Below are 23,267 nucleotides of genomic sequence, written 5' to 3' on the forward strand. Positions count from 1 at the left end.
TTCAACCTCGACGAGACCAATTCAACTCCTGGTCTTCGGTCTCCAGATAGTCTGACGCCTGTGCAACTTGCGTAGGTGCCTGCACGAAGCCGGCATGAAACGCCTGCTGGACGAAAGAACTGGGCGCTGCCGATTGCTCTGTGAACAGTGAGCGCTGCACGCTGGCAGGGGTCTGCAGGAACGGCTGGAAAGACATCCTTGGTGTATTCGCAGCGGCTGACACTGGCACATTGACGGGCGCACTCAACAACTTGTATTGCACACGCGTCTGCGCCTCCGACGTTCGCATCACAGTGCCCATCGCCACCCCCACGGCCCCGACAATCTGTGCCGCTGGATGCGAGGCATGCATCAGGAGTTGCCCTCCGGTTTTAATCGACCAGGCCACGGCATCCCGGCGAGCCTCCAGCACCTTCGGGTCTTCGACAGGGCTGTTGAAGACATCCGACATCGGGCCCATGACCCGACTCGCAACCTTTTCGCCAAGAACCGTACTGAGTCCCGCTGAAAGCACTTCGCCGCCGTGATACATCACGGGGCCCGACGGCGGAGAAGTTTCGGTTATCACGGCGGCCCTGACGTGGGCCTCATGGGTATTGAGCAGCGCGCCGCTTTTGGCCCCCAGCTTTGCCAGTTCAACGGGAATTTGCCGTCGGTAGTCCTGCACTTTCGGGTCCGGATTGCTCTCAAAATAATTGCGCACCGGTTGCATGCCGGCAGCCTGGATCGGGTTGACCAGTTTTTTCTCGGCTAGAACGTGATAGACCCGATCATCGAGTTTCTTCTCTGGCTTGCGTCCGTCGCTGTCTCGATAGACCACAGGACTGTTGCGCATCGCCCGGTAGCGGTTATGGCCATCGATGGCCCCGGCGGGGTCCGGATTCAACCAGCGCTGCAACCACGGGATGTAATAGCGATGGCCGAAGTCATACAAACCGGTGGCATCGCGCTCCTTGCCCGAATAGCGAATGTTCTTGTAACGGGTCTCACCCTCTTCACACCAGGCCGTTTCACCGAAGGGATAAAAATGTTCGCGACTGACAATCCCGCCGTCAGCGGCCAACTCCAGACCAACCGAGCGCAGATGATCAGTGAAGCTGTAGCGATATTGGTCGTTGATACCGGCAGGCGGCGCGCTCTGCCAATGCAACACGCGCACACGGTTGAGTCCGGTCTGCACCGTGATGATCTGCAATTGCTCGCCGGTGCCACTGTCGCTGCGTAACTCCAGCCCCGGTAAATAACGCACCTCGGCGACCACCGTGCGAGCGTTGGTTTGCAACGAGCGCAACTTGCGCACCCGCCGGGCATTGCCGTCGCAGACATACACTTCCTGATCATGCAGCCCGGATGCACGCTGAACCGGGGTCACCGAGTGCAACTGATCACGCAGATTCCACATCAGCCGACGGCCCGGCTCCAGCTCCAACAAATTGCCTCTGGTATCGAATGCCAAGGCGATTTGCGCCTCATCGGGCGGCACGCCATTGCGCCAGGGCAGACAGCGATTGCTGTAGCGGGCGGCTTGCAGGTCATGGCCCGGGTTTTGTGCACCTACGTGAATCAATTTGAGCAGATTGCCGCCAGCGTCATACCGATAGCTTTGTGAGTAATTGGCGATCGCTGTCGGCCCGCCCTCCGCAGCGCCGGCCTCCCAGCCGCGGGCTTCACTCAACTGGTTCAGGCTGTCGTAGCTGAAACGGCTGATCGGCTCGATACGCTGGTTGGCGAAGTAACGCACGGGCAACGCCTGATCTTCGATGCTCAGCACGTTGCCCATCGGGTCATAGTCGTAGAGCAGACGCTGCAGGATCGTCGCGTCGGCCTTCTCGCTGTGGCGCAACCTCAGGCGATTGTCTTGCGGTCGATAGGCCAGTGTCGTGCGGACGCCGTTGCCCGCCAGTTCATGTTCGACCTGATCCGCGGCGTTGTAGCGAATTTCACTGACCAGTGTCTGTGCAGCGGTTTGATTTTCCAGTTGCAAGCAAGCCATGCGCAGGCGGCCATGAAGCGTCAACTCGAAGGTCTGTCGATTACCCCGTGCATCAACCTGTTCGAGCAAGGACTGCAACGCCGAGAAGCGCCATCGGGTCGTGGCGCCCGCTCCGGGCTCAAGCAGCACTTCGCGCTCCTCAAACGGCTCGGGCCAGTCAGGGTCGACGAGCGCCCGCAGGAAGCGCCGAGTGCCTGCGGTACATTGGCCACCGAGCGCGAATTCGTCGAACAGCTCGCTGCCCGCCGGGTCATCGTGACGGATCAACTGGCCGAACTGATTGAGCGCCGGGTCCCCGCTGTCGGGCTGGCCATAGGTCAAACGCTCGACACACTGCCGAGGCTGCGTCGCACCTGTTTCAAATAGCGCCACCGGGCGCAGCAGCAGGTCATAGGCCACCTCGCGAGACGTGCCGCGACCATCCCAGCCGCAGAGCACTTGCCCACCCAGACCGAGCAGCTCGATCTGCATTCCGGCATCGACACTGTCCGAGCGCAGTACGTTGTCGTTCAACGAATACACCGTGGTCAGATTGGCCGGCGCCAACGGATCAGTCATCTGCAGCGCCCACAGGCGCGGATCCCACTGCCTGACCGCGCGCCCGGCGGCGTCAAGCACGGTTCGTGTGATGCGGGGCTCGGCGGGGCGGGCTGTTTCGGCGCGCCAATACTCCACCGCACGAATCGCCAGCCCCCGCGAATCGGTGACCGAAAGCCTAGGTGTTTTACTGTGCATCCCCATCATTGAGCCCCGCGCCGCGACGGCATCCCTTTGCCTCGAACATCAGAGCAGCGGCTAGCGGCCCTGCCAACTGTCAGAAATTACAGTCCCGACCGACGGTGCCCGGTTTAACAGCCGAATGTCCATTCCCGCGCCCCTTCGGTAGGATGGTGAGCACGTGTTCAAGGAGCGTTCAAACATGTTCATCGGCATCTTGCTGATCATCACCTGGTTGATCCTGTTGTTGCGCTATCCGGCCAAGGCCCTGCCCGTCTCCGTAGCGGCGGCTATCGGCTTGGGGTTGGTGGCGATGGGGGTCGTGTGGCAGGACAACCGCGAGGTCAAGCAATTGGCTCGCCTGGAGATGCGCATCAGCTACGCACCGGAACAATGCCCCGCGGATCGGCCGTTGCAACTGAAGATGAACAACGGCAACGATGTGCCACTGACCGACCTGCGCTGGCGCATCGGTGCCTATGCACCCGGCGACACCGTGAATCTGGCCGACAATCAATACACCGCCCCGCGTTATCGCGGCCCCGGCGAGTTACAGGCCGGCGCTGATTGGGAAGACTGCCTGCCGATGCCGCCCCTGCGCTCCGGTTATCGCCCGCAAACCCTGGAGTTTCGCGCCGAGCGATTGCAGGGCAGTTTCTCCGACTGATCCCCTTCCCCACTTTTTTGCACAAGGAATGCGCCATGCCCGTTGCGTTGATTACCGGTTGTTCCAGCGGCATCGGCCGTGCCCTCGCCGATGCGTTCAAAAGCGCAGGTTTTGAAGTCTGGGCCACTGCACGCAAGCCTGAAGACATCGCCGCACTGGCGGCTGCCGGGTTTACCGCGATTCAACTGGACGTCAACGATGGCGCGGCACTGGAACAACTCGGCGAACGGATCAACCAGCAACACGGCAGCCTCGACGTACTCATCAACAACGCCGGGTACGGTGCCATGGGCCCGTTGCTCGACGGCGGTGTGCCCGCCATGCAGCGCCAGTTCGAAACCAATGTTTTCTCCATTATCGGTGTCACCCGCGCACTGTTCCCCGTCCTGCGCCGGGGCAACGGATTGGTGGTAAATATCGGCAGCGTTTCCGGTGTTTTGGTCACACCGTTCGCCGGCGCCTACTGCGCCTCGAAAGCGGCGGTGCATGCCTTGAGCGATGCGCTGCGCATGGAGTTGGCACCGTTGGGCATTCGCGTGATGGAAGTCCAGCCCGGCGCCATTCAATCGAGCTTCGCCAAAAACGCCGGGCATGAGGCTGAGCAGTTGATCAACGAGCAATCGCCATGGTTTCCCCTGCGTGAAGGCATTCGCGCGCGGGCCAAGGCCTCGCAGGACAAGCCGACACCGGCCAGTGAGTTTGCCGCCGGGGTCCTCAAGGCCGTGCAGCAGAGCAAGCCGCCACGCCTGATCCGTCTCGGCAATGGCAGCCGGGCGTTACCGTTGCTGGCAACGTTGTTGCCCAAGGGGTTGCTGGAGTCGGCGTTGATGAAGCGGTTCGGCTTGCGCGGAAACTTTTGATTACAACTGATGAAATGGCCAAACCGGTCGATCTACGTAGAATGCGCCGCGCATGAAGTGCCCGACGCTTCATGTGAACCCGAAACCCGATAGCGCATGGAGTCGCTGGGGCAAGCATCGAAGCAAGGGAATTGCTGAACACTGATCTCCCCCTCCCCGACTGTTTCCGCCCGAAGCGGTCGCTGCTTTGTTGACCTGCCTGACGCGAGCTCTGCTCACACGCTTCAATTCAGATCAGGAAACATCCCTTGAAACTCTTCAACGTATTGCCTCTGGCATTGTTCACGGTGCTGGCAGGCTGCGCGACCAAAGAACGGCCCCTCAATGACACGCTGCCCAAACTGACCCTGCAAAACGTGCTGCCGGTCGTGACCGCCAACGAGCATTGCAACGCGCAGATGGACAGCGACATTCTGTATGGCGTCGGCTACCGGTTGTACGAAAACGGAGAGTACAAGGACGCCAAAACCTGCATGGTCATGGCCGCCCCCAAGCACACTCGCGCGTTTTGCTACCTGTCGATGACCACCCGCTATGACTCAACCCTGACCGCCGACCAACGTAACACCGAAGCCTTCAACTACATGGCTTACGCAGCGACGCAGAACGACTGGTGCGCGGAATACGGTATGTACGAGAGCTACAAATACGGCAAAGTCGGGACCCAGCAAGATGCTGCGCTCGCCACTCGCTGGCTGGAGCGTTCCTCGCTGCATGGCTATGCCGAATCCCAGCAGATATTGATCGAGCAATACGAGGAGCTGGGTAACCTGAGCGCCGCCTACGCCTGGACCAGGATCATGGCCAAAGCCGAAGACACCACGGCGGGCGCTGACCTGAAAGCCAAGATGAACGCCGCTCAGATCGCTGAAGGCGACAAGCTTTACAGCGAACTTGTCACCCAGGTCACCAGCAAGAAAACATTGTTCGCTGAAGCACGCGAAGAAGACGTCGGACGTTACTCCGCCGATATCTATCAGAACTATCCGGACACCTTCAAGGGCATGTCATCTGTCGAGCGTTACGACTATGTGAAGCAAACCATGCGCACTGCTATCGAGCAGCCCTTCACCAAAAACCGTGGCGACGTTGTGGCCTACATCGTACTGAACCGCGCCGCTCAGTTGAAAAAGCCTGACGCGAATATCGCAACAGACCCGCGGATCGTCGCCCTCATGGAAGATCAAGCATTGTCGGTGGACGAAGCCATCGAGTCTGGACTGCGGGTAGTCAACACGTTCTACCGATAAGCTCAGTCGCGAGCAGGCTCACTCCCACACAGGTCTCTGTCACACCGAAGAACCTCTGTGGGAGCCTGCTGGCGATGGCAGCCACGCGGTCTATCCGTTATCCACAGCGTCCTGCTTCACCACCACCGTACAAGTCATCCCCGCCGCCAGCAGTACGCCCTCCGGGACCTCGTCAATGTGAATCCGTACCGGCACGCGCTGGGCCAGTCGCACCCAGTTGAAGGTCGGATTTACATCGGCAATCAGCTCGCGACTTTGCGGGTTGTCGCGGTCGTAGATGCCGCGCGAGATACTTTCCACATGCCCCTTCAATACCTCGCCGCTCATCAGTTGCATGTCGGCCTTATCGCCGACGCGTACGTGGGGAAGTTTGGTCTCTTCAAAGAAGCCGTAAACCCAGAACGAGTTCATGTCGACCACGGCCATTTTCGCCTCGCCGATGCGTGCGTAGTCGCCGCGATGAACGTTGAGGTTGGTCACATAGCCGTCCACCGCTGCGCGCACTTCGGTGCGTTTGAGGTTGAGTTCAGCGGCTTCCAGTTGCGCTTGGGCGTGTTGGTAGTCGGCCAGTGCAGCGTCGGCGATGTTGCTCGCGTCGTCGCGGTTTTCCTTGGAGATCACCAGGTTGTCGAGGTCGGCGCGGCGGTGGGCGTTGACCTTGCGCATCTCCCAGGTGGACTTGCGTGAAGCCACCAGCGACTGCGCCTGTTTCACCGCAATGCGGTAGTGCTCGGGATCGATCTGCATCAGCAAGTCGCCCTTCTTCACCAACTGATTGTCGCGCACCGGCACGTCGATCACTTCACCGGTGACATCGGCGGCGACGTTGATGATGTCCGCACGAACCCGCCCATCCCGCGTCCACGGCGTGTTCATGTAATGCACCCACAGGGTTCGGCCGATCCACAGCGCGACGGCCAGCACCAACAGGGTCGCGAGCAGACTGAAAAACTTTTTCATCAATGCCTTCTTCAGAGATAGAGAATCAACGGTAAACCGTCAGCGCCAAGGCGCCGAACAGACAGGTAAACAGACTCAGGCGCAGCAGCGCCGGGTGCCAAAAGAAGCGGTACAGATCGAACCCGGCGAGAAACCGATCCAGCGCCCAGGCCAGCGCTGCAGCGATGAAAAACATCAGGGTCATGGTCGGCATGTACACGCCGTGGAAAGCGATTTCACGGGGCATGGGCAAGTCCTTCAGGCTTGGCTTGCGTGAGCGCAGCAAGCGGTGATTGCGGGTCGAGCAATGAGGTGCGAATGAAGTGCAGATAGCTCTTCACCCGGCGCAGCGCGGAGGTGTCGAAGTGCGGTGCGAACGGCTCATCGGTGGCCGCGACCCGGCTGATCGCGTGATCGACCGCCACCAGTGCGCGCTCCAGATTGCTTGGGTTGGGCTGCAAGAACAGCCGCACCAACGCCCGGCCCATGACGCGGATCGCCTGACGCCACGGCTGCGATTCGGCATAGGCCGGATGCACCGGCAAAATCGCCTGTTCCTTGCGCAACTCAATGATCGCGTGACCGACTTCGAGCACCACGAACATCCAGCGCAACAGGTTCTTTTGCACGTTCGGCTGGCCCGCCGCCAGGCCATAGGCCTGATGCAACAAATCGCGGGTACGGCTCTCGAAACTCGACGCCAGGCCTTTGAGCTTGCCGCTGATCGCATAGACCACCTGGCCACGCAGATCCTGTTCCAGGCGCTGCCACAACCAGCGGCTGTTGGGCGGCAGGATAATCGCGCCAGCCGCCGCACAGACCAGCATGCCCATCACCATGGCGATGTAGTCGTTGATGAAGGTGTACGGGTTGTAGACGGTCAGGTTGTCCGGCACCGAACCGGTGCTGAAGAAGATCAACAGACCGAGACCGACACCGGCGTACTGCGGCCGCGAGGTGAGGAACGAGCCCAGCACGATCACCGGCGCGAGCATCACGCACAGCAACGGGAAACCGTCGATCCACGGGAAGATGAAAAACATTTCGACGAAGCCGATCAGCGCGCCAAGGAAGGTGCCGCAAGCCATTTGAAAAGCCATGCGTTTCGGGTTTGGCGTGGCAGCGGACAGGCCCACGGTGGCAGCGGCGATCAGCGTCATCGTCGCGCCACTCGGCCACGCAGTGGCGACCCAATAACTGCCCAGCACGATCAAAATAAACGAGGCGCGAATGCCCGACGCCGCCGCTGCCCACCAGTTGGTTTGCGGGGTGAACGGCTCGTCCCAGCGCTCGCGTTCGTGACTGTGATCGGCGAGCGAGGCGTGGGTCTGTGCATAACTGTGCAGGTCATCGACGAAGCGATAGAGCAACTCGTACGCGGTGTGAAAATCCAGTTGCTCGGCGTCGCTCGGCTCGCACTCCTGAAAGATTGCCCGCAAGCTGCGCACCCGCGCCGGCAAGCCTTCTTTGTAGATCGCCAGCGCCGCGACCAGCCGTGCCGCATCGGGGCTGGTCAAGGCACGGCCACTGAAGCCATCGAGCACTTCGGCCAGATCCTGCAAACCGGGTTTGATCGCCGCCACGACGTGTTCTTCGTCATTGCCACGCAAGCGTTCGAGCAACTGATGCAGCGCATTGAAACGGGTGGTAATACCCATGAATTCACTGTTCAAACGGCTCAGCCGACCATTGCGCCGACGCATGTGCGGGTCTTCGAACACAGTCACGCTGCGCAGCCCTTCCAGGCCCACCGCTTCGGCAATGAACCGTACGTTGCTGGCTTCGAAACCTTGCGCTTTGCTGCGCCCGCGCAGGCCATCGGTGACGAACAAGGCAAACACACCGAAACGCTGATATAACGCGTTGCGCATAGCGGCGCTGGCGGTCTGCGGCACAATCGCGGCGCTGATCACGGTCGAGCAGACAATCCCCAGGGAGATTTCCAGCACCCGCCATACTGCCGCCATGAACGCACCGTCCGGGTGCGCCAACGCCGGCAAACCGACCATCGCAGCGGTGTAGCCGGCCAGCACAAAACCGTAAGCACGGAAGTTACGGCAGCGTGCGGCACCGGCCGAGCAGATGCCCACCCAGATCGCCAGCGAACCGAGGAACAGTTCGGTGTTCTGCGCAAACAACGCAATCAGCGTGACCATCATCGCCGACCCGGCGAGGGTGCCGAGAAAGCGATAGAAACTCTTGGCAAATACATGACCGCTCTGCGGCTGCATGACGATGAACACCGTGATCATCGCCGTGCGCGGCTGCGGCAGCTCCAGACGCATCGCCAGCCACAAGGTCAGGAAGGCGGCGAGCAGCACCTTGAAGATGTAGACCCAGGTCACGCCATCGCTGCGCGCCCAGTCGAACAAACCCCGGCGCCATTCCAGGGAGTAGAGCCAGCGCAGCGGTGCGGGCAAGGGCGTCATTTATTTGTGCTCAATGAAATTCAGTCAGGTCGCAAAATCTGTGGGGGCTAGCCTGCTAGCGATAGCGCTGTAGCAGCCGACCAAAATGCCAACTGATGTGCCCTCATCGCGAGCAGGCTCGCTCCCGCAACAGGTGTTGGGCTCACCGCAAAAGGGCCGGGGTTTTCGGGGCTTGGGTTTGTTCGGCAGTGGGCACGTCATTGCCGGCGCCCAATCCGCCACCGAGCGCTGTGACCAACTCCGCATGCGCACTCAGCCGCGCCGCCTGCACCTGCTGTTGCACCTGCTGCTGTTTGAACAGCAGCGTCTGCGCGTTCAGCACGTTGAGGTAATCGGTGAGGCCCCGTTGATACGCGATCATCGCGATGTCGTACGTTTTCTGCGCAGCGGCCACCGACTCGGCGGCGAACCCTTGCTGCTTGTCCATCGACTCGCGGCGGATCAACTGATCGGAGATGTTCTTCAGCGCATTGATCAGCGTCTGGTTGTAGTGCGCCACGGCGATGTCGTAACCGGCCGACGCTTCTCCCAATTCGGCACGCAGTCGTCCTGCGTCGAAGATCGGTAAAGAGATCGCCGGGCCGACGTTGTAGTTGAGCTTCTTGCCGGTCAAGAACCCCAGCGCACTGCCGCCAGTGGCCATGTAACCGAGGCTGCCGACCAGGTCGACGTTGGGATAAAACCCGGCGTGCGCCACATCGATCCCCCGCGCCTGCGCCGCCACTTGCCAGCGACTGGCAACCACGTCCGGACGCTGACCCAGCAATTGGGCGGGCAGCGCGCTGGGCAATTTCAGTGCAGCGCCGAGGGACAAGGTCGGACGCTGCAACTGCGCGCCCTCGCCCGGCCCCTTGCCCGCCAATGCGGCCAGTTGATTGCGGCTCAGGGCAATTTCCTCGTCCAGTGCATCGAGTTGTCGATGGGTTTCCGGCAACGGCGTTTGGGCCTGACTGACTTCGAAGTGCGTGCCGATCCCACCGTCCAAACGCTTGTGCGCCAGATCGAGAATCTGCTGTTGCTGCTTGAGCGTGGCGACGACGATGTCGCGCTGGGCGTAATGCAGCGACATTTGGATGTAGGCGCGCACGATGTTGTTCTGCAACGCCAACTGCGCCAGTCGCGCCTCGGCGGCGCTCATGTGCGCCAGATCCACAGCACGCTCGCTGGCGTTACTCTCGCGGCCCCAGAGGTCGAGCGCGTAGCTGAAACCCAGCGCGGCGCTGTTGTCCCAAGTGGTCGAGTTGGCCAGATCACCGGGGCCGTAGAACTGATCGGTTGGCCAGTTGTGACGCTTGAGGGTCGACTCGCCATTGATCTGCAACGACTCGGCCGCTTGCGCGACACCGGCCAGGGCTTTGGCCTGACGCACCCGCGCAGCGGCCATGGCCATGCTCGGGCTACCCTGCACGGCGAGGTCGATCCAGCGATTGAGTTGCGGGTCGCCGTAGGCTTGCCACCATTGCGCGGTGGGCCAGTTGGCGTCACGGGCGGCGTGGGCGATGGCCTCGTCGGTGGCCAGCGTATTGGCCTCCAACGCTTCGCCCTGAGGGGCAATTCCTTCGGTACCGATGCAGCCGCCGAGAGTCAGGGAAAAAACCAGAACACTGAGCGGCAAAAGCGCTCTGTTGATGCGACGCGGCACAGCTGCGAATTCCTGAGAAAGGGATATGGCGGGGACGTGTGTAGGGAACGGCGCAATTCTAGGGGGGCGTCTTGACGGCGATAAGCTGGGATTCCTGTGAATCTTTGTTACCGTTAACGAGATAATCCGTTGGTCGGGGGTCTCAGCCCCCGAAACTTCGTGTCACAATTTGCCATCTCCCTTGAGAGCACCCCATGGACACTTTGCAAAACATGCGCGCCTTCAGTTGTGTGGCCGAAGCAGGCAGCTTCACCGCCGCCGCCGTGCAACTCGACACCACCACGGCCAACGTCTCGCGCGCGGTCTCCAACCTGGAAGCCCACCTGCAAACCCGCCTGCTCAACCGCACGACACGGCGCATCGCCCTGACCGAAGCCGGCAAGCGTTACCTGCTGCGCTGCGAGCAGATTCTGGCCTACGTCGAAGAGGCAGAGGCCGAAGCCAGCGAAGCCCACGCGCGCCCTGCCGGGCAGTTGAAAGTGCACACCATGACCGGCATCGGCCAGCACTTCGTCATCGACGCCATCGCCCGCTATCGTAAGACCCACCCAGACGTCACCTTCGACCTGACCATGGCCAACCGCGTGCCGGACCTGCTCGATGAAGGCTACGACGTCTCCATCGTGCTGGCCCGCGAGTTACCGGACTCCGGCTTCGTCTCGCAACGCCTGGGCATCACCTACAGCATCGTCTGCGCCTCACCGGCCTATGTGAAAGCCAACGGCTGCGCACAAAAGCCCAACGACCTGCTCAACCACGCCTGTCTGCGCCTGGTCAGCCCGGTAATCCCTCTGGAAAAATGGGCCTTCGACGGCCCCGAAGGCCAGGAAATGGTCACCATCAACAGCTCCCCGTTCCTGGTGAACTCCGCCGACGCCATGAAAACCGCGATCATCAGCGGCATGGGCCTGGGTGTTTTGCCGGTGTACGCCGCCATCGAAGGCTTGCGCAACGGCACACTGGTGCGGGTCATGCCGAACTACCGCTCGCAGGAACTGAACCTGTACGCGATCTACCCGTCGCGGCAATACCTGGATGCGAAGATCAAGACGTGGGTCGAATACCTGCGCGGCTCGTTGCCGGAAATCCTCGCTGCACACCAGGCAGAACTGGCCGCCTACGAACTCAGCGGCAGCCTCGCCGGCGCCCGCGTCGCCAACTGATTTTCAACACACCACGAAACCTGCAGGCGCTGCCGTAGGCTGCGATCTTTTGACCTTGATGTTTAAAAATCAAAAGATCGCAGCCTACGGCAGCGCCTACATTTCGGGCTTTTCGCGGAAGTTTCCGACGTGTTTTGCAGGTTGTCCGTCGCAAGTGCGGTGGATAGGCTTTGGGTGTCGCTGACGAATCAGCGACCGGGTCTGGAAAACCCGCAGGATCACAGCACATGACATAATGCCGCGCTTTTTCAACGCCGGTTTTTGAGTTATGGCGGCTGTACGTGGGAGACCTTCGGGTCTGCCGGGTTTGATCCTTTGCCGGTTTTTCCAGTCCGCGTACAGCTGCCACCCTTTCGCCTGGAAAACGAAACATGGCAGCTCCATTTCCATCTAAAGGATCTTTGTCATGAAAAAGCACAGCCCGAATCCGCCCGGAGCGGATAACACCTCTCCCTACGAATCGCCTGATTCGAAGAAATTCCACGAAGCCGCCGAGCGAGCGCTCGACCACTACCTCAAACCCAACGCCCTGACCCTGCGCTTCCACAAACCCAGCACCATGTTTCAGGTCGCGCCGGGCCAAGACAACGAAAGCCTCCTCGTCCACGCCTGCGAATCACTGGCGCAAGCCAGCCTCATGTCCAGCGACATCGCCGCCTACATCGACCTGCCGCAGCGCACTATCATTCTGGCGATCCAGCAAATCATCATGCTCGCGGAACTGGCGGTGAACCGCGTGCTGGATAACGTCGAACAACCTGCCGCCAACACCTAAGCCCCCTTGTGGGAGCGGGCTTGCTCGCGAAAGCGGTGCGTCAGCAAACATCATCGCCCAATGACACGCCGCCTTCGCGAGCAAGCCCGCTCCCACAGTTTGAACCGAGTACACCCACCACATCGCCACCCAACCAGCCCCCAGAAAAAAGGCAACCCCCACCACCACTCAACAGGATGAGCGCAAGCTCGGCTGCAGCTCTTGATCTTGATCTCAAGGCCCATCGGCAGGCTTCGTTCCGGGGTTCATCCGGGGGGAAACATCGAGAGGAGGTGCAGCGAAGCAAACCGAAGGCGATGCCCCGGATGAACCCCGGAACGAAGGAACCCCGAGCCCCAGCGAGCGGACCGAACGTCAGGGCACAGACCTTTGCTTCCTTTGGGGCGTTTGCCAAAGGGAGTCGCCGTCAGGGCGAAACCGCCAGCCGCCACACCCCAAAAAACGGATATACACCCCAAACCCCAAGAGCATGGTCGGCCCAGAGGCTGCCAAGACAACCCAAAACAGAAATGTTAGCGTGCTTGGCAATAAAGCCCGACGACGAGCCCCAAGCATGAAAAAAACAGTCCTGGCCTTCAGCCGCATCACACCGCCCATGATCGAACGCCTGCAACAAGACTTCGACGTCATCGTCCCCAACCCGAAAAACGGCGACATCAACACCCAATTCAACGAAGCCCTGCCACACGCCCACGGCCTCATCGGCGTCGGCCGCAAACTCGGCCGCGCCCAACTTGAAACCGCCGCCAAACTCGAAGTGGTCTCCAGCGTCTCCGTCGGCTACGACAACTACGACCTCGACTACTTCAACGAACGCGGGATCATGCTCACCAACACCCCCGACGTGCTCACTGAAAGCACCGCCGACCTCGCCTTCGCGTTGATCATGAGCAGCGCCCGCCGCGTCGCCGAACTCGACGCCTGGACCAAGGCCGGGCAATGGCAAGCCAGCGTCGGCGCCCCGCTGTTTGGCTGCGACGTGCATGGCAAAACCCTTGGCATCGTCGGCATGGGCAACATCGGCGCCGCTATCGCCCGCCGTGGCCGCTTCGGTTTCAACATGCCGATCCTCTACAGCGGCAACAGCCGCAAGAGCGAACTTGAACAAGCACTCGGCGCACAATTTCGCAGCCTCGATCAACTGCTGGCCGAAGCCGATTTCGTCTGCCTGGTCGTTCCGCTCAGTGACAAGACCCGCCACCTGATCAGCCATCGCGAACTGGGCCTGATGAAGCCAAGCGCGATTCTGGTCAACATCTCCCGTGGCCCGGTAGTCGACGAACCGGCACTGATCGAAGCCCTGCAAAACAACCGCATCCGGGGTGCCGGCCTGGACGTCTACGAGAAAGAACCGCTGGCCGAGTCGCCCCTGTTCCAATTGAAAAATGCCGTGACCCTGCCGCACATCGGCTCGGCAACGAATGAAACCCGCGAAGCCATGGCCAATCGCGCCTTGGCCAACTTGCGCAGCGCGTTGCTCGGCGAACGCCCGCAAGACCTGGTAAACCCGCAAGTTTGGTGCGGCTGAAAAAACGGGCAAGTGCGCCATGGCACTTGCCCGTTAGTTGGTTTAATACACAACTTGAAATTGAACAACAAACCTAATTAAACAACAAAATTATAAGCTCTCCGAATTGTCGAATAATCGACAATGCAATGGAGAGCTAAAACCTTGAACGCCCTGACCACCGACAGACTTATCCGTTACAGCAAAGTTATATTGATGGCTTACATCAGTTTCTTTGGCCTACTGGTGATGATTCACAACTTCACCGACTATGACTCAAACTACACTTACGTGGCGCATATCCTGAGCATGGACACCACCACTGCCAGTGAAACCATCAAGTATCGATCCATCGAGTCGCCGATGATTCATCACCGGATCTACTGGTTCATTATCACCCTGGAAGTCACGTATACAGTGTTGTGCCTGATAGGCACCTATCAGCTCTATCGCAATATCAACGCCTCCGCCGAAATATTCCACGAGGCAAAAAAGTTCTCGATCATGGGCATCCTCGCGGCAATATTCATTTATTACGTGTGCCTGCAAACCGTGGGGGTGGAATGGTTTGACATGGACACTTCGCAATCATGGAATGCCAAGGACTGGGCACGGCATATCGTTGACTTCATCTTCCCTGTCATGATTTACATCACCTTGAAAGTCGAGCGCTGAAGTTCAGCGCTCGTTTTATTTCAAACCAACTTTCCCGACATCGGCGGCGCCATCGCTTTCGGTTTGCGAAACACCAACACGTTGCCCAGCATCACTAACACCAGCCCGAACAGCGCCGGAGCCGTCCACTGATACCCTTCGGCAAATGCTGAGACATTCAGCGCCACCACCGGGAACAGCACCGTACAGTACGCGGCGCGCTCCGGCCCCATACGCCCGACCAGCGTCAGGTACGCGGTAAAGCCGATGACCGAACCCGGTATCACCAGATACAGCAGCGCCCCCACATAACGCGGCGACCCGTCCATGTTGAATGGAATGCCTTTGACCAGGCACCACACCGACAACATCGCCGCGCCATACGCCATGCCCCAGGCGTTGGTGGTCAGCGGTTTGAGACCGGCCTTTTGTTGCAGGCTCGACAGCATGTTACCCGCCGAAAAGCACAAGGTCCCACACAGCGCCAACCCCAGACCCAGCAAGGTTTGCGGGCTGGCGTGATGACCGGCCAACTCCGGCCAGAACAACATGCCCAACCCGAATAGGCCCAACGCACCGCCCATCAGTACGTTTCGGGCAATACGCTGACCGAAAAACACCCTTGCATTGAGCGCGTTCCATAGCGTGGCGGTAGAAAACACCACCGCCACCAAGCCGCTGGGAATCCACTGACTGGCGGTGAGAAAGCACATGAAATTGATGCAGAACAGACACAAGCCCTGGGCCACGCAGATCAGGTGGCCGCGCCGGTTCATGGGTTGCAGTCGACGACTCAACAGCAACAGCACGAACAACACCAGCGCGGCGAGTCCAAAACGGTAGACGATCGACACCGGGATAGCCACCACACCCAATTGCCATTTCAAGGCAATCCAGGTAGTGCCCCAGATCAGCACGGTCAGCAGATACAACGACAGGTTCATGGCAAACACTCCTAGACAGGCCTTGAGTGTCAGTTGCGGCAGGTGACCAGCGCTTGCATAAACTTGCGCTTTTGTCGGGCGGCCGGCTGGCAGCGAGACGGCTACGGAGTACGATGCAAGGCGTTGAAGAGAACCGATCATGTCCGCCATCGATAACCTGCAAGTCTTCCAGGCGCTTAAGCGCTCGCCGAACTCTCGCCTGGTGCACAGCGCCGAGCTCGGTGACGGCTTGTCTGCGGCCCTGTGGACCAATCACCACGACGCTCAGGAATACGAAGCACCGAGCCATCACACCCTGTCGTGCTATATCGCCGGCGGTACGGGCACGTTTCGACGCGGTCAGCCGGGGCACAAGGGTGGGCCGGACAAGTTGTGCATCCTGCCGGCCGATCACGAATCGGGCTGGGTCATCAACGGCGATATTCGCTTGGCACACTTGTATTTCAGCGCCGAACAATTTGCCCTTGGTTGCGTCACCTTGCTTGATCGCGAACCGCGACAGATGCAGTTGTGCGAGCAGACCTTTCTTGAAGACCCACAGCAGGCGCAGCGTTTCCGGCAGTTACTGACGCTGAACTGGGACGAACCCGCCGAACGTTTGCTGACCAGCAGCCTTGCCCATGAATTGATCAGCCACACCTTGCTCAGTCAGGTCGGTGTTCGTCAGGGCTTGCGCCTCAAGGGCGGGCTGGCGCCGCACCAGCGCCGACAATTGGTGGAGTTCATTGATGCGCAGTTGGCCGAGCCCATCAGCCTTGGGCAATTGGCCGGGTTGTGTGCCCTGTCGGAGTACCACTTTGCACGGATGTTTCGCGTGAGTTTCGGACTGCCGCCGCATCAGTACGTGTTGGCGCGACGTCTGAGCCGGGCGCGGGAATGGCTGCGCAGTACGACGTTGCCGTTGGGTGAGATTGCGCTGGCATGCGGGTTTGCCAGCGCCAGTCACTTCGCCAATCGGTTCAAGCAGGTTTTGGGCGGGACGCCCGGGGAGTATCGGCAGGCGTTTTTGCGTTAGTGCCGAGTTCTTTATCGACTGTCATGGCCCCTTCGCGAGCAAGCCCGCTCCCACAGTTAGAAAGCATTCCCCTGTGAAATCTGCCTTGCCCTCACATTTGGAAAGCATTCCCCTGTGAAATCTGGCTTGCCCTCACAGTTAGAAGGCATTCCCCTGTGAAATCTGCCTTGCCCTCACATTTGGAAGGCATTCCCTCCTGTGGGAGCGGGCTTGCTCGCGAAGAACGATGACGCGGTTTCAGGTCAGAACTGCAGGGTGCTCGACAACGATACCTGCCGCGAATCCCCCATCGACACAAAGAACCGGCTCGCCGCCGACGTGTAATACGTGCGATCAAACAGGTTCTTCACATTGAGTTGGAACTTGACCTTCTGCCCTTCCACTTTGGTGTCGTAAGTCGCGAAAGCATCGGCCACGGTGTAACTCGGCAGGTCGAAATCATTCACCGCGTTACCCGCTCGCTCGCCGACATAACGAGCCCCCGCCCCCACGCGCAACTGATCACCACCGATCACACTGCCGAAGTCATACACCGCCGACAATGAGCCGCTGTTTTTCGCCACGTTCTGCAGGCGTTTGCCCTTGTAGGTCGGGTCCTCGGTCACTTCAGCATCGGTGTAGGCATAGCTGCCGATCAAGCTCCAGCGGTCGCTGAGTTGGCCGGTCAAATCCATTTCAAGACCCCGCGAACGTACTTCACCGGCAGCGCTGTAAATCGTCGTCGGGCCTTCAGAGTTGGCGACCAGCACGTTGCGTTTTTTGATATCGAACAGCGCGATGTTGCCGGTGACGCGCCCCGGCATATCCAGCCGTGCGCCCAGCTCCCACGACTTGGCCTCTTCCGGCGCAATGCTGCCGTCGAGCACGGTGCTGCTGCCGCTCAGCGGGGCGATGGTCGAGTTGGGTTTGAACGATTCGGTGTAGCTGCCGTAGAACGACAGCTCATCGGTGTAGCGATACACCAGACCCGCACGCGGCACCCATTTCTGGCCATTGCTGTCGGTATTGGCCTTGAACGGCACGCCTTTGCCGGCGTACTGGTCGTACGCCTGAAAACGTGCGCCGGCGACCAGAATCCACTGGTCATCAAGGTGGATAGAGTCCTGCAAAAACACCGAGTCGCTGCGCAGCAGATCGGTCTGCGCGCTGTCCGCCGCGCTGACCGTGGTGCCTTCGACTTCACGGCCATACACCGGGTTGACGTAGCTGAAGGTGCTCAGGCTTTTCTGGCGGATCAGGTCGGCGCGGTAGATCTTGCGGTACTCGTCGTCGACGCCGAACACCAGGTCATGCTGCATGCCCCGCACGTTGACCTTGCCTTCAAGGCTGGCCGTGGTGAAACGGTCGGTGGTGATCGCGTTGCGCGTGCCATCCATGTTGCGGGTCAGCGTGCCTTTGTTGGTGTCGATCGCTGTGACGCGGACTTGGCTGGCGTCGTAGGTTTCGCGGTTCCAGCTGTAGCCAAAGTGGGCTTTCCAGTCGTCGTTGAGTTCGTGATCGGCTTCGAAGTGATACAAGTCCGAACGCCCTTCCATATCGTTGAACGGCTCGTCGAGACGCTCCTTGCGCGAGATGTTCAGCGGGTGGTTGGTGCGTGGATCGATGACCGTGCCACGATCGAACGGCGTGAGAAATTCACGATGCTCGTAGCCGAAGGACAGCTTGGTCCGTTCGCCGAACCAGGCGAGCGACGGGGCAATCAGGGTTTCGCGGTGGGTGCCGAAGTTGCGCCAGTAATCCTCGTCTTCGTGATCGATCACCAGACGATACGCCAGGCCGGACTCGCCCAGCGCACCCGTGCTGTCGAAGGTGCCGCCGCTGCCATTCTTGCCTTCGCCGTAGGTCGAGCCGCGCAGGGTCAGGGCGTTGTACTGAGTCAGCTCAGGCTTCTTGCTGACCATGTTGACCACACCGCCCGGGTCCTGAATCCCGTAGAGCAATGACGCCGGCCCCTTGAGCACTTCAACCCGGTCCACGGTGGCGTTCATGCCTCGGCCCTGCACCAACGGCATGCCGTCGCGCATGATCGAGCCGTTGCGGTTGTCACCGAAACCGCGGGTCATCACTGAGTCCTGAGTGCTGCCCAAGGTGTTGCCCTGGGTGATGCCACTGACGTTGGCCAGCGCATCGTCGAGATTGCGCGGCGCCTGATCGCGAATGACCTGGGCCGGGATGACGTTGACGGTCTGAGGGATTTCCTGAAGCGACGCCGAAGAACGCATCACCGAACTGGTTTGCGGCGGCTGGTAGCTCATCGACTCGTCGCGCACCGACGTGATCGTGGTGGCGCCGAGGTTCAACGCACCGGCAGTGGGTTGCGGTTCAAGCACCAGGGTGTGGCTGTCGGTGCGGCGCCAGTTCAAGCCGGAACCGGTGAGCATTTGCTGCAAGGCTTGCTCGGCACTCATCTGGCCGTTGACCGCCGGAGCGTTCAGGCCGTAGGGCGCTTCATCGGTGTAAACCACACTCTGCCCGGTGACACGGCTGAAATCGCTCAGGGCTTGCGGCAGCGGTTGGGCGGCCAGGGAGAAACTGAACTGCTTTTGCGCCTGACTGCTGGCGGTTTCAGCGGCGAGCGCCACGCTCATCGGCAACAACGCCAATGCCGAAAAACTCAACGCCGACGCACCGAACCACTGTTTGACCGAACCCGACTTTGCCCTGGACTTCATTGCTCAATGACCTGTGTAGAACCGCAACGGATGCGAATGACTCGCAGTTTCAGTCACTACACGAATGGGGCTCGGGTTTACCTCACCACAATTTTGAAAATATTTTTGGACGATGTGTTGTATGTGCCGACGCCCTCGGGAGCAAGCCCCTCCCACAAGGGCACCACATTTCAAATTGTGGGAAGGGGGCTTGCTCCCGAAGAGGCCAGTGACCTCAACGCAGAATGATCAGCTGCCCGAGCACCTGATGCTGCTCAAACCCCAACACCCCTTGCAGCGAACTCAGCACAGCCTGCGGATCCCGGCTCGGAAAACTGCCACTGACCTTGCGCGCCGCCAGCTCATCGTTGAGCAACACAATTCGTCCGGGGTAATAGCGACGCAGATCCGCCACCACATCGCCCAGCGTCGACTTGTAATAAGTCAGCCAGCCCTGACGCCAGGCAAGCTGCGCCTCGCTATCCACGGCGTGGCGTTTTTGCGCAGCACCTTCACCGTAAGCCACTTGCTGGCCGGCCGTAAGAATCTGCTGCTCGCCATCGCGATCTGCCGTCACCCCGACCCGCCCGGACAACACCGTGACCTGCGCGCCATGGGGTTGCAGACGCACTTCAAATTGCGTGCCGAGCACCCGCGCCTCGCCCTTCTGGGCCTCGACCACGAACGGCTCGCCAGTGTGCATGACGCTGAAAAAACCGGCGCCGCGACGCAATTGCACATGACGCTCGCCATGGCTGAAGTCCACCGCGATGGCGCTGTCGGCATCAAGGGTCACTTGCGATTGATCGGCCAGGGTCACGGTGCGAATCTCACCGGGCGCCGACACATAGTCAGCGCCCAGATCATCGATCCAGCGCTGCGGCTGCCACCCCGTACCGAGGCTCACCATCAACAGCAGGCACGCGGCCATCGCCAAAGCCCCGCCCCCACGCAAAAGCAGCGAACGGCGCGGGCGATCCATCGCATTGAGGTAGCCCTGTAGCGCCAACGCCTGCTCATCGGCCAATGTTCGCGCGGGCCCTTCGCTCAATTCCCAGACAATCTGTGCCTGCGCATAGGCCTCGGCGTGGGCGGGATCAGCGCGCAGCCATTGGCTGAAAGTGAGTTGATCGCCAGCGCTAGGCCGATCATGCAACAGGCTCAGCCAGGCAAACGCGGCCTGTTCCTGCGCAAGGGTCGGGATGACGGGGTCTGAAAGGTTCACGGTGCTTTCCCTGGCAGGCGTGGCGCGGGTTCGCGCAGGCTGGCCTTGCAGGCCTCGAGGGCGCGCATCATATGTTTTTCTACGGCACTTTGGGACAGGCCCATGGCCTTGGCGATTTGCGCGTACTTGCGCCCGTGAATGCGATTGAGCAAAAAGATTTGCCGGGTGCGCTCGGGCAAAGCGCGCAACGCCGCTTCGACATGACGCAGATCATTGCCCGCTTCTAGCGCGGCTTGCGGTTCGCTGCCCCGGCTGTCCGGCTCTTCAGGTTGCCAGCCCTCGTTGACGCGCACCCGCGTGCCTTCACTGCGCAGATGGTCAATGGCAATGTTGCCGGCGCAGCGCAACAGGTAGGTGCTGAGTTCTTCCACCTGCACCAGCGGACGCCGCCAGAAACGCAGAAACAGATCCTGAACCAGGTCGGCTGCCGTCGCCCGGCAACCGACACGGCGAGTGACCAGCGCTTCCATTTGCGAGCGCTGGGACAGGAACACTTGAAGAAAATGTGCACGCGCCCCACGCGGCTCGTCGTCGCGAGATTCCGGGGGCAGACCGATCAACACGTCAGCCCTGCGCCCATGCGGCAACCGGACTGGCCAACAGGCTCATCCCGGCCAGCGCCATTGCGAGTCGCGGTCGATACGGCAGCAACAGCACCAGCGTCAACGCACTGATCATCAACACCGCGACCCAGTCGACCAGACCGAAACTCCAGCCGTTGGCCGTCACCGCCGCCCATAGCGATACACACAACAGCAACCCTCCCGCCAGCATCAGGCCACGACGGCGTCGGGCAGAGGGTTTGTGGCCGAGCAGTTCATCGTGATGTCGAGGCATCGACAGGCAAAGCGCCGTGAACCCGGCGTAACACAGCAACAGCGCCAGCAGCATCAGTTCGCCCCTTGTTCAAGCGTGATAGGTCGAGACGTTTCGCGGCGTGTTTTTTTAACGCTGGCGGTGTTGCCGGCGCGCTGCATTTTCCATGCAGCCCAAGCCAGGAAGAAACCGGCGGCGAGACACGTCAGATCAAACCCGGCCATTGCCCAATCGCCCTGCCTCAGCGTTACGCCGAGATTCCACGGCGTGGTCAGCGCATTGATCAGCGGCACCGCCATAAACAGTGCAGCACCGAGCACGAGCTGATCGATCCATGCCTTGCGCCCGACACGCAATAACGCATGCGCCACGCTCAACCCCCAAGCGATGAAAAACGCATTCACTTCCCAATCTGCCCGCCCGGTCAGAGCCACTGGCAACAGCCGATTGGCCAGAAAGTACACCGCAACCGCCGTCAGCAACCCGGCCATGCTGGCAACGTTCAGCACTTCAACCAGCCGCAACTCGAACGGCATTACACCGCTTTTGGCGTGTTTGAGCTGGCGCTTGCCGAGCCAGATCACCAGCCCAGTGCCGATCATCGCCGTGCCGGCCAAACCACAAATGAAATACAGCCAGCGCAGCACCGGCCCGGCAAAATGGCCCATGTGCAAACCATAGAAAGTGCCGCTCACCTCCATCGCCATGGGTTGCGCCGGTGTGCGCCCGAGCATTTTTCCGGTAACGCCATTGAAGGTCACTGCGCTGCCGAAATCGTGCACCACTCGGTCACCGGCGCGCGAGAGCACCACAGAGGCATTCTCATCCCCTGGGTTACTCACCGTTAGCCGCGTGGTGCGGCCACCGGACCATTGCGCACTGGCCTTGGCCAACAAGGGTGCCAGCGGTGCCAGTGCAGCAGGGACATTGGCCCGTTCCGGCGCCTTCGAGGCGGGAAACACCTCATCGTAAAACGACCGCACGTCGCCGCCGTAAGAAGCCAGAATGCTCGCCGGCATGACCATCGACATGAAAATCACCAGGCTGCTGTAGGTGATCATCAAGTGAAACGGCAACACCAGCACGCCCACGGCGTTATGTCCGTCGAGCCAGGAACGCTGGCCCTTGCGCGGGCGAAACGTGAAGAAGTCCTTGAAAATTTTCTTGTGGGTGATGATCCCGGTGATCAACGCGACGAACATCACCATCGCGGCGATCGTCGCCAGCCAGCGGCCCCACGGGTATGGCATTTGTAGCTGGAAGTGGAAACGGTAGAAGAACTCGCCGCCCATGCTTTGGCGGCCCAGCACTTCGGTGCCGGTTTGCGCGTCGAGGGTTTTGGATTCGAAGCGGCCGCGCTCGCCAGGCTTCGCAGGTGCCTGCTGCCAGCGCACGGTCAAGCCGGGATCGCGAGCATCGGGCAAGTCGATCAGCCAACGTGAGGCACCCGCAGCGTGTTGTTGCAGATAATCCTGGGCCAGGCTCAGGCTTGCCTCGGCATTGATTGGCCGCGCGGGGATTTCCGGCTGCATCCAGTGACTGATTTCATCCTTGAAATAAGCCAGGGTTCCCGTCAGAAAAATCGCGAACAACAGCCAGCCGAACAGCAGTCCGGCCCACGTGTGCAGCCAGGCCATGGCCTGACGAAAACCCTCTTTCATGCAAAACCCAACCCGCGTGCCGCGCCGGAAATGGTCGCCAGAATCACGCTCGGCACCAGCAAGCCAACCCATGCCGACCACGCCGTGCGACAGGCAAAGCACCAGAGCACAGCGACCAGATAGACCAGAAACGAGAGGGTCATGCCGGTGACCACGGCTTCAGCACGGCTCAGTGGCAGCCACATCGTCAAGGTCACGCTGGCCAGCGCCGCAACCAGATAGCCACCGAACACCGCGGCCAACACCCGTGAGGTAACGGCCAGACGATAGGACATGGGGAGAGTGGCAAGTTTGCCTTTCATGTTTCGACCCTGAAACGGAAAACGCTCGGCCGACAAGCCGAACCAACAGGCGAGCAA

Annotated in this window: 20 protein-coding genes; 8 read left to right on the forward strand and 12 right to left on the reverse strand. The window is 60.5% G+C overall.

Annotated features, from left to right (window positions below; translation table 11 throughout):
• Nucleotide 1: 1 nt before the first annotated feature.
• Nucleotides 2-2,734: an RHS repeat-associated core domain-containing protein gene (locus K5E40_RS05255; RefSeq protein WP_221730080.1), complete on the reverse strand. Its 2,733-nt coding sequence runs from the start codon at nt 2,732-2,734 to the stop codon at nt 2-4.
• A 178-nt stretch (nt 2,735-2,912) separates the two neighbouring features.
• On the opposite strand from K5E40_RS05255, the gene K5E40_RS05260 reads away from it, so the two are divergent.
• From K5E40_RS05260 to K5E40_RS05270, 3 genes are all read left to right on the forward strand, one after another.
• Nucleotides 2,913-3,377 (forward strand): multidrug transporter, encoded by a 465-nt coding sequence (locus K5E40_RS05260; RefSeq protein ID WP_221729960.1) that lies wholly within the window; start codon nt 2,913-2,915, stop codon nt 3,375-3,377.
• Between the two features lie 35 nt (nt 3,378-3,412).
• Entirely contained in the window at nt 3,413-4,237 is an 825-nt protein-coding gene (locus K5E40_RS05265; RefSeq protein ID WP_221729961.1) for an SDR family oxidoreductase, read from the forward strand.
• 248 nt (nt 4,238-4,485) lie between these two features.
• Nucleotides 4,486-5,487 (forward strand): sel1 repeat family protein, encoded by a 1,002-nt coding sequence (locus tag K5E40_RS05270; RefSeq protein WP_221729962.1) that lies wholly within the window; start codon nt 4,486-4,488, stop codon nt 5,485-5,487.
• Between the two features lie 90 nt (nt 5,488-5,577).
• Here the strand turns inward: K5E40_RS05270 and K5E40_RS05275 are convergent, their stop codons facing one another.
• The 4 genes from K5E40_RS05275 to K5E40_RS05290 all read right to left on the reverse strand — a co-directional run bounded on the left by K5E40_RS05275 (nt 5,578) and on the right by K5E40_RS05290 (nt 10,497).
• Nucleotides 5,578-6,447: an HlyD family secretion protein gene (locus tag K5E40_RS05275; protein WP_221729963.1), complete on the reverse strand. Its 870-nt coding sequence runs from the start codon at nt 6,445-6,447 to the stop codon at nt 5,578-5,580.
• Nucleotides 6,448-6,472: 25 nt separating this feature from the next.
• Nucleotides 6,473-6,673, reverse strand: coding sequence for a DUF1656 domain-containing protein (locus K5E40_RS05280; protein ID WP_221729964.1), 201 nt, complete (start codon nt 6,671-6,673; stop codon nt 6,473-6,475).
• On the reverse strand, nt 6,663-8,855 hold the full coding sequence (locus K5E40_RS05285) for an FUSC family protein (RefSeq protein ID WP_221729965.1): 2,193 nt from the start codon (nt 8,853-8,855) through the stop codon (nt 6,663-6,665). The genes K5E40_RS05280 and K5E40_RS05285 overlap by 11 nt, the downstream gene beginning before the upstream one ends.
• A 142-nt stretch (nt 8,856-8,997) precedes the next feature.
• Entirely contained in the window at nt 8,998-10,497 is a 1,500-nt protein-coding gene (locus tag K5E40_RS05290) for an efflux transporter outer membrane subunit (protein WP_221729966.1), read from the reverse strand.
• A 194-nt stretch (nt 10,498-10,691) separates the two neighbouring features.
• On the opposite strand from K5E40_RS05290, the gene K5E40_RS05295 reads away from it, so the two are divergent.
• The 4 genes from K5E40_RS05295 (at nt 10,692) to K5E40_RS05310 (ending at nt 14,617) form a co-directional block, all read left to right on the forward strand.
• Nucleotides 10,692-11,660 carry a LysR family transcriptional regulator gene (locus K5E40_RS05295; protein WP_221729967.1) on the forward strand — a complete coding sequence of 323 codons (969 nt, stop codon included), beginning with the start codon at nt 10,692-10,694 and terminating at the stop codon, nt 11,658-11,660.
• A gap of 406 nt (nt 11,661-12,066) precedes the next feature.
• A complete protein-coding gene (locus K5E40_RS05300; protein ID WP_221729968.1) occupies nt 12,067-12,435 on the forward strand; it encodes a DUF6124 family protein in 369 nt (122 codons plus the stop codon).
• A 553-nt stretch (nt 12,436-12,988) separates the two neighbouring features.
• Nucleotides 12,989-13,963, forward strand: coding sequence for a D-glycerate dehydrogenase (locus tag K5E40_RS05305; protein WP_221729969.1), 975 nt, complete (start codon nt 12,989-12,991; stop codon nt 13,961-13,963).
• Nucleotides 13,964-14,107: 144 nt separating this feature from the next.
• On the forward strand, nt 14,108-14,617 hold the full coding sequence (locus K5E40_RS05310; protein WP_221729970.1) for a DUF2165 family protein: 510 nt from the start codon (nt 14,108-14,110) through the stop codon (nt 14,615-14,617).
• A 20-nt stretch (nt 14,618-14,637) separates the two neighbouring features.
• Here K5E40_RS05310 and K5E40_RS05315 read toward each other — a convergent pair whose 3' ends face one another.
• A complete protein-coding gene (locus tag K5E40_RS05315; protein ID WP_221729971.1) occupies nt 14,638-15,540 on the reverse strand; it encodes a DMT family transporter in 903 nt (300 codons plus the stop codon).
• A 139-nt stretch (nt 15,541-15,679) separates the two neighbouring features.
• On the opposite strand from K5E40_RS05315, the gene K5E40_RS05320 reads away from it, so the two are divergent.
• Entirely contained in the window at nt 15,680-16,555 is an 876-nt protein-coding gene (locus K5E40_RS05320) for an AraC family transcriptional regulator (RefSeq protein ID WP_221729972.1), read from the forward strand.
• Between the two features lie 242 nt (nt 16,556-16,797).
• Here the strand turns inward: K5E40_RS05320 and K5E40_RS05325 are convergent, their stop codons facing one another.
• The 6 genes from K5E40_RS05325 to K5E40_RS05350 form a co-directional block, all read right to left on the reverse strand.
• Nucleotides 16,798-19,227 carry a TonB-dependent receptor gene (locus K5E40_RS05325; RefSeq protein WP_221729973.1) on the reverse strand — a complete coding sequence of 810 codons (2,430 nt, stop codon included), beginning with the start codon at nt 19,225-19,227 and terminating at the stop codon, nt 16,798-16,800.
• 214 nt (nt 19,228-19,441) lie between these two features.
• Complete coding sequence (locus tag K5E40_RS05330) at nt 19,442-20,431, reverse strand: FecR family protein (RefSeq protein WP_221729974.1); 990 nt, start codon at nt 20,429-20,431, stop codon at nt 19,442-19,444.
• Entirely contained in the window at nt 20,428-20,994 is a 567-nt protein-coding gene (locus tag K5E40_RS05335; RefSeq protein ID WP_221729975.1) for an RNA polymerase sigma factor, read from the reverse strand. Before K5E40_RS05335 ends, K5E40_RS05330 begins: the two co-directional genes overlap by 4 nt.
• 1 nt (nt 20,995) lies before the next feature.
• On the reverse strand, nt 20,996-21,322 hold the full coding sequence (locus K5E40_RS05340) for a DUF3325 domain-containing protein (protein ID WP_221729976.1): 327 nt from the start codon (nt 21,320-21,322) through the stop codon (nt 20,996-20,998).
• Entirely contained in the window at nt 21,322-22,908 is a 1,587-nt protein-coding gene (locus tag K5E40_RS05345; RefSeq protein WP_221729977.1) for a PepSY domain-containing protein, read from the reverse strand. The genes K5E40_RS05340 and K5E40_RS05345 overlap by 1 nt, the downstream gene beginning before the upstream one ends.
• The gene (locus tag K5E40_RS05350) at nt 22,905-23,210 is read right to left on the reverse strand and encodes a DUF3649 domain-containing protein (RefSeq protein WP_221729978.1); all 306 of its coding nucleotides are present in this window, start codon (nt 23,208-23,210) and stop codon (nt 22,905-22,907) included. Before K5E40_RS05350 ends, K5E40_RS05345 begins: the two co-directional genes overlap by 4 nt.
• Between the last annotated feature and the right edge of the window lie 57 nt (nt 23,211-23,267).

The organism is Pseudomonas baetica (assembly GCF_019733355.1).
Classification (GTDB): Bacteria; Pseudomonadota; Gammaproteobacteria; order Pseudomonadales; family Pseudomonadaceae; genus Aquipseudomonas; species Aquipseudomonas baetica_A.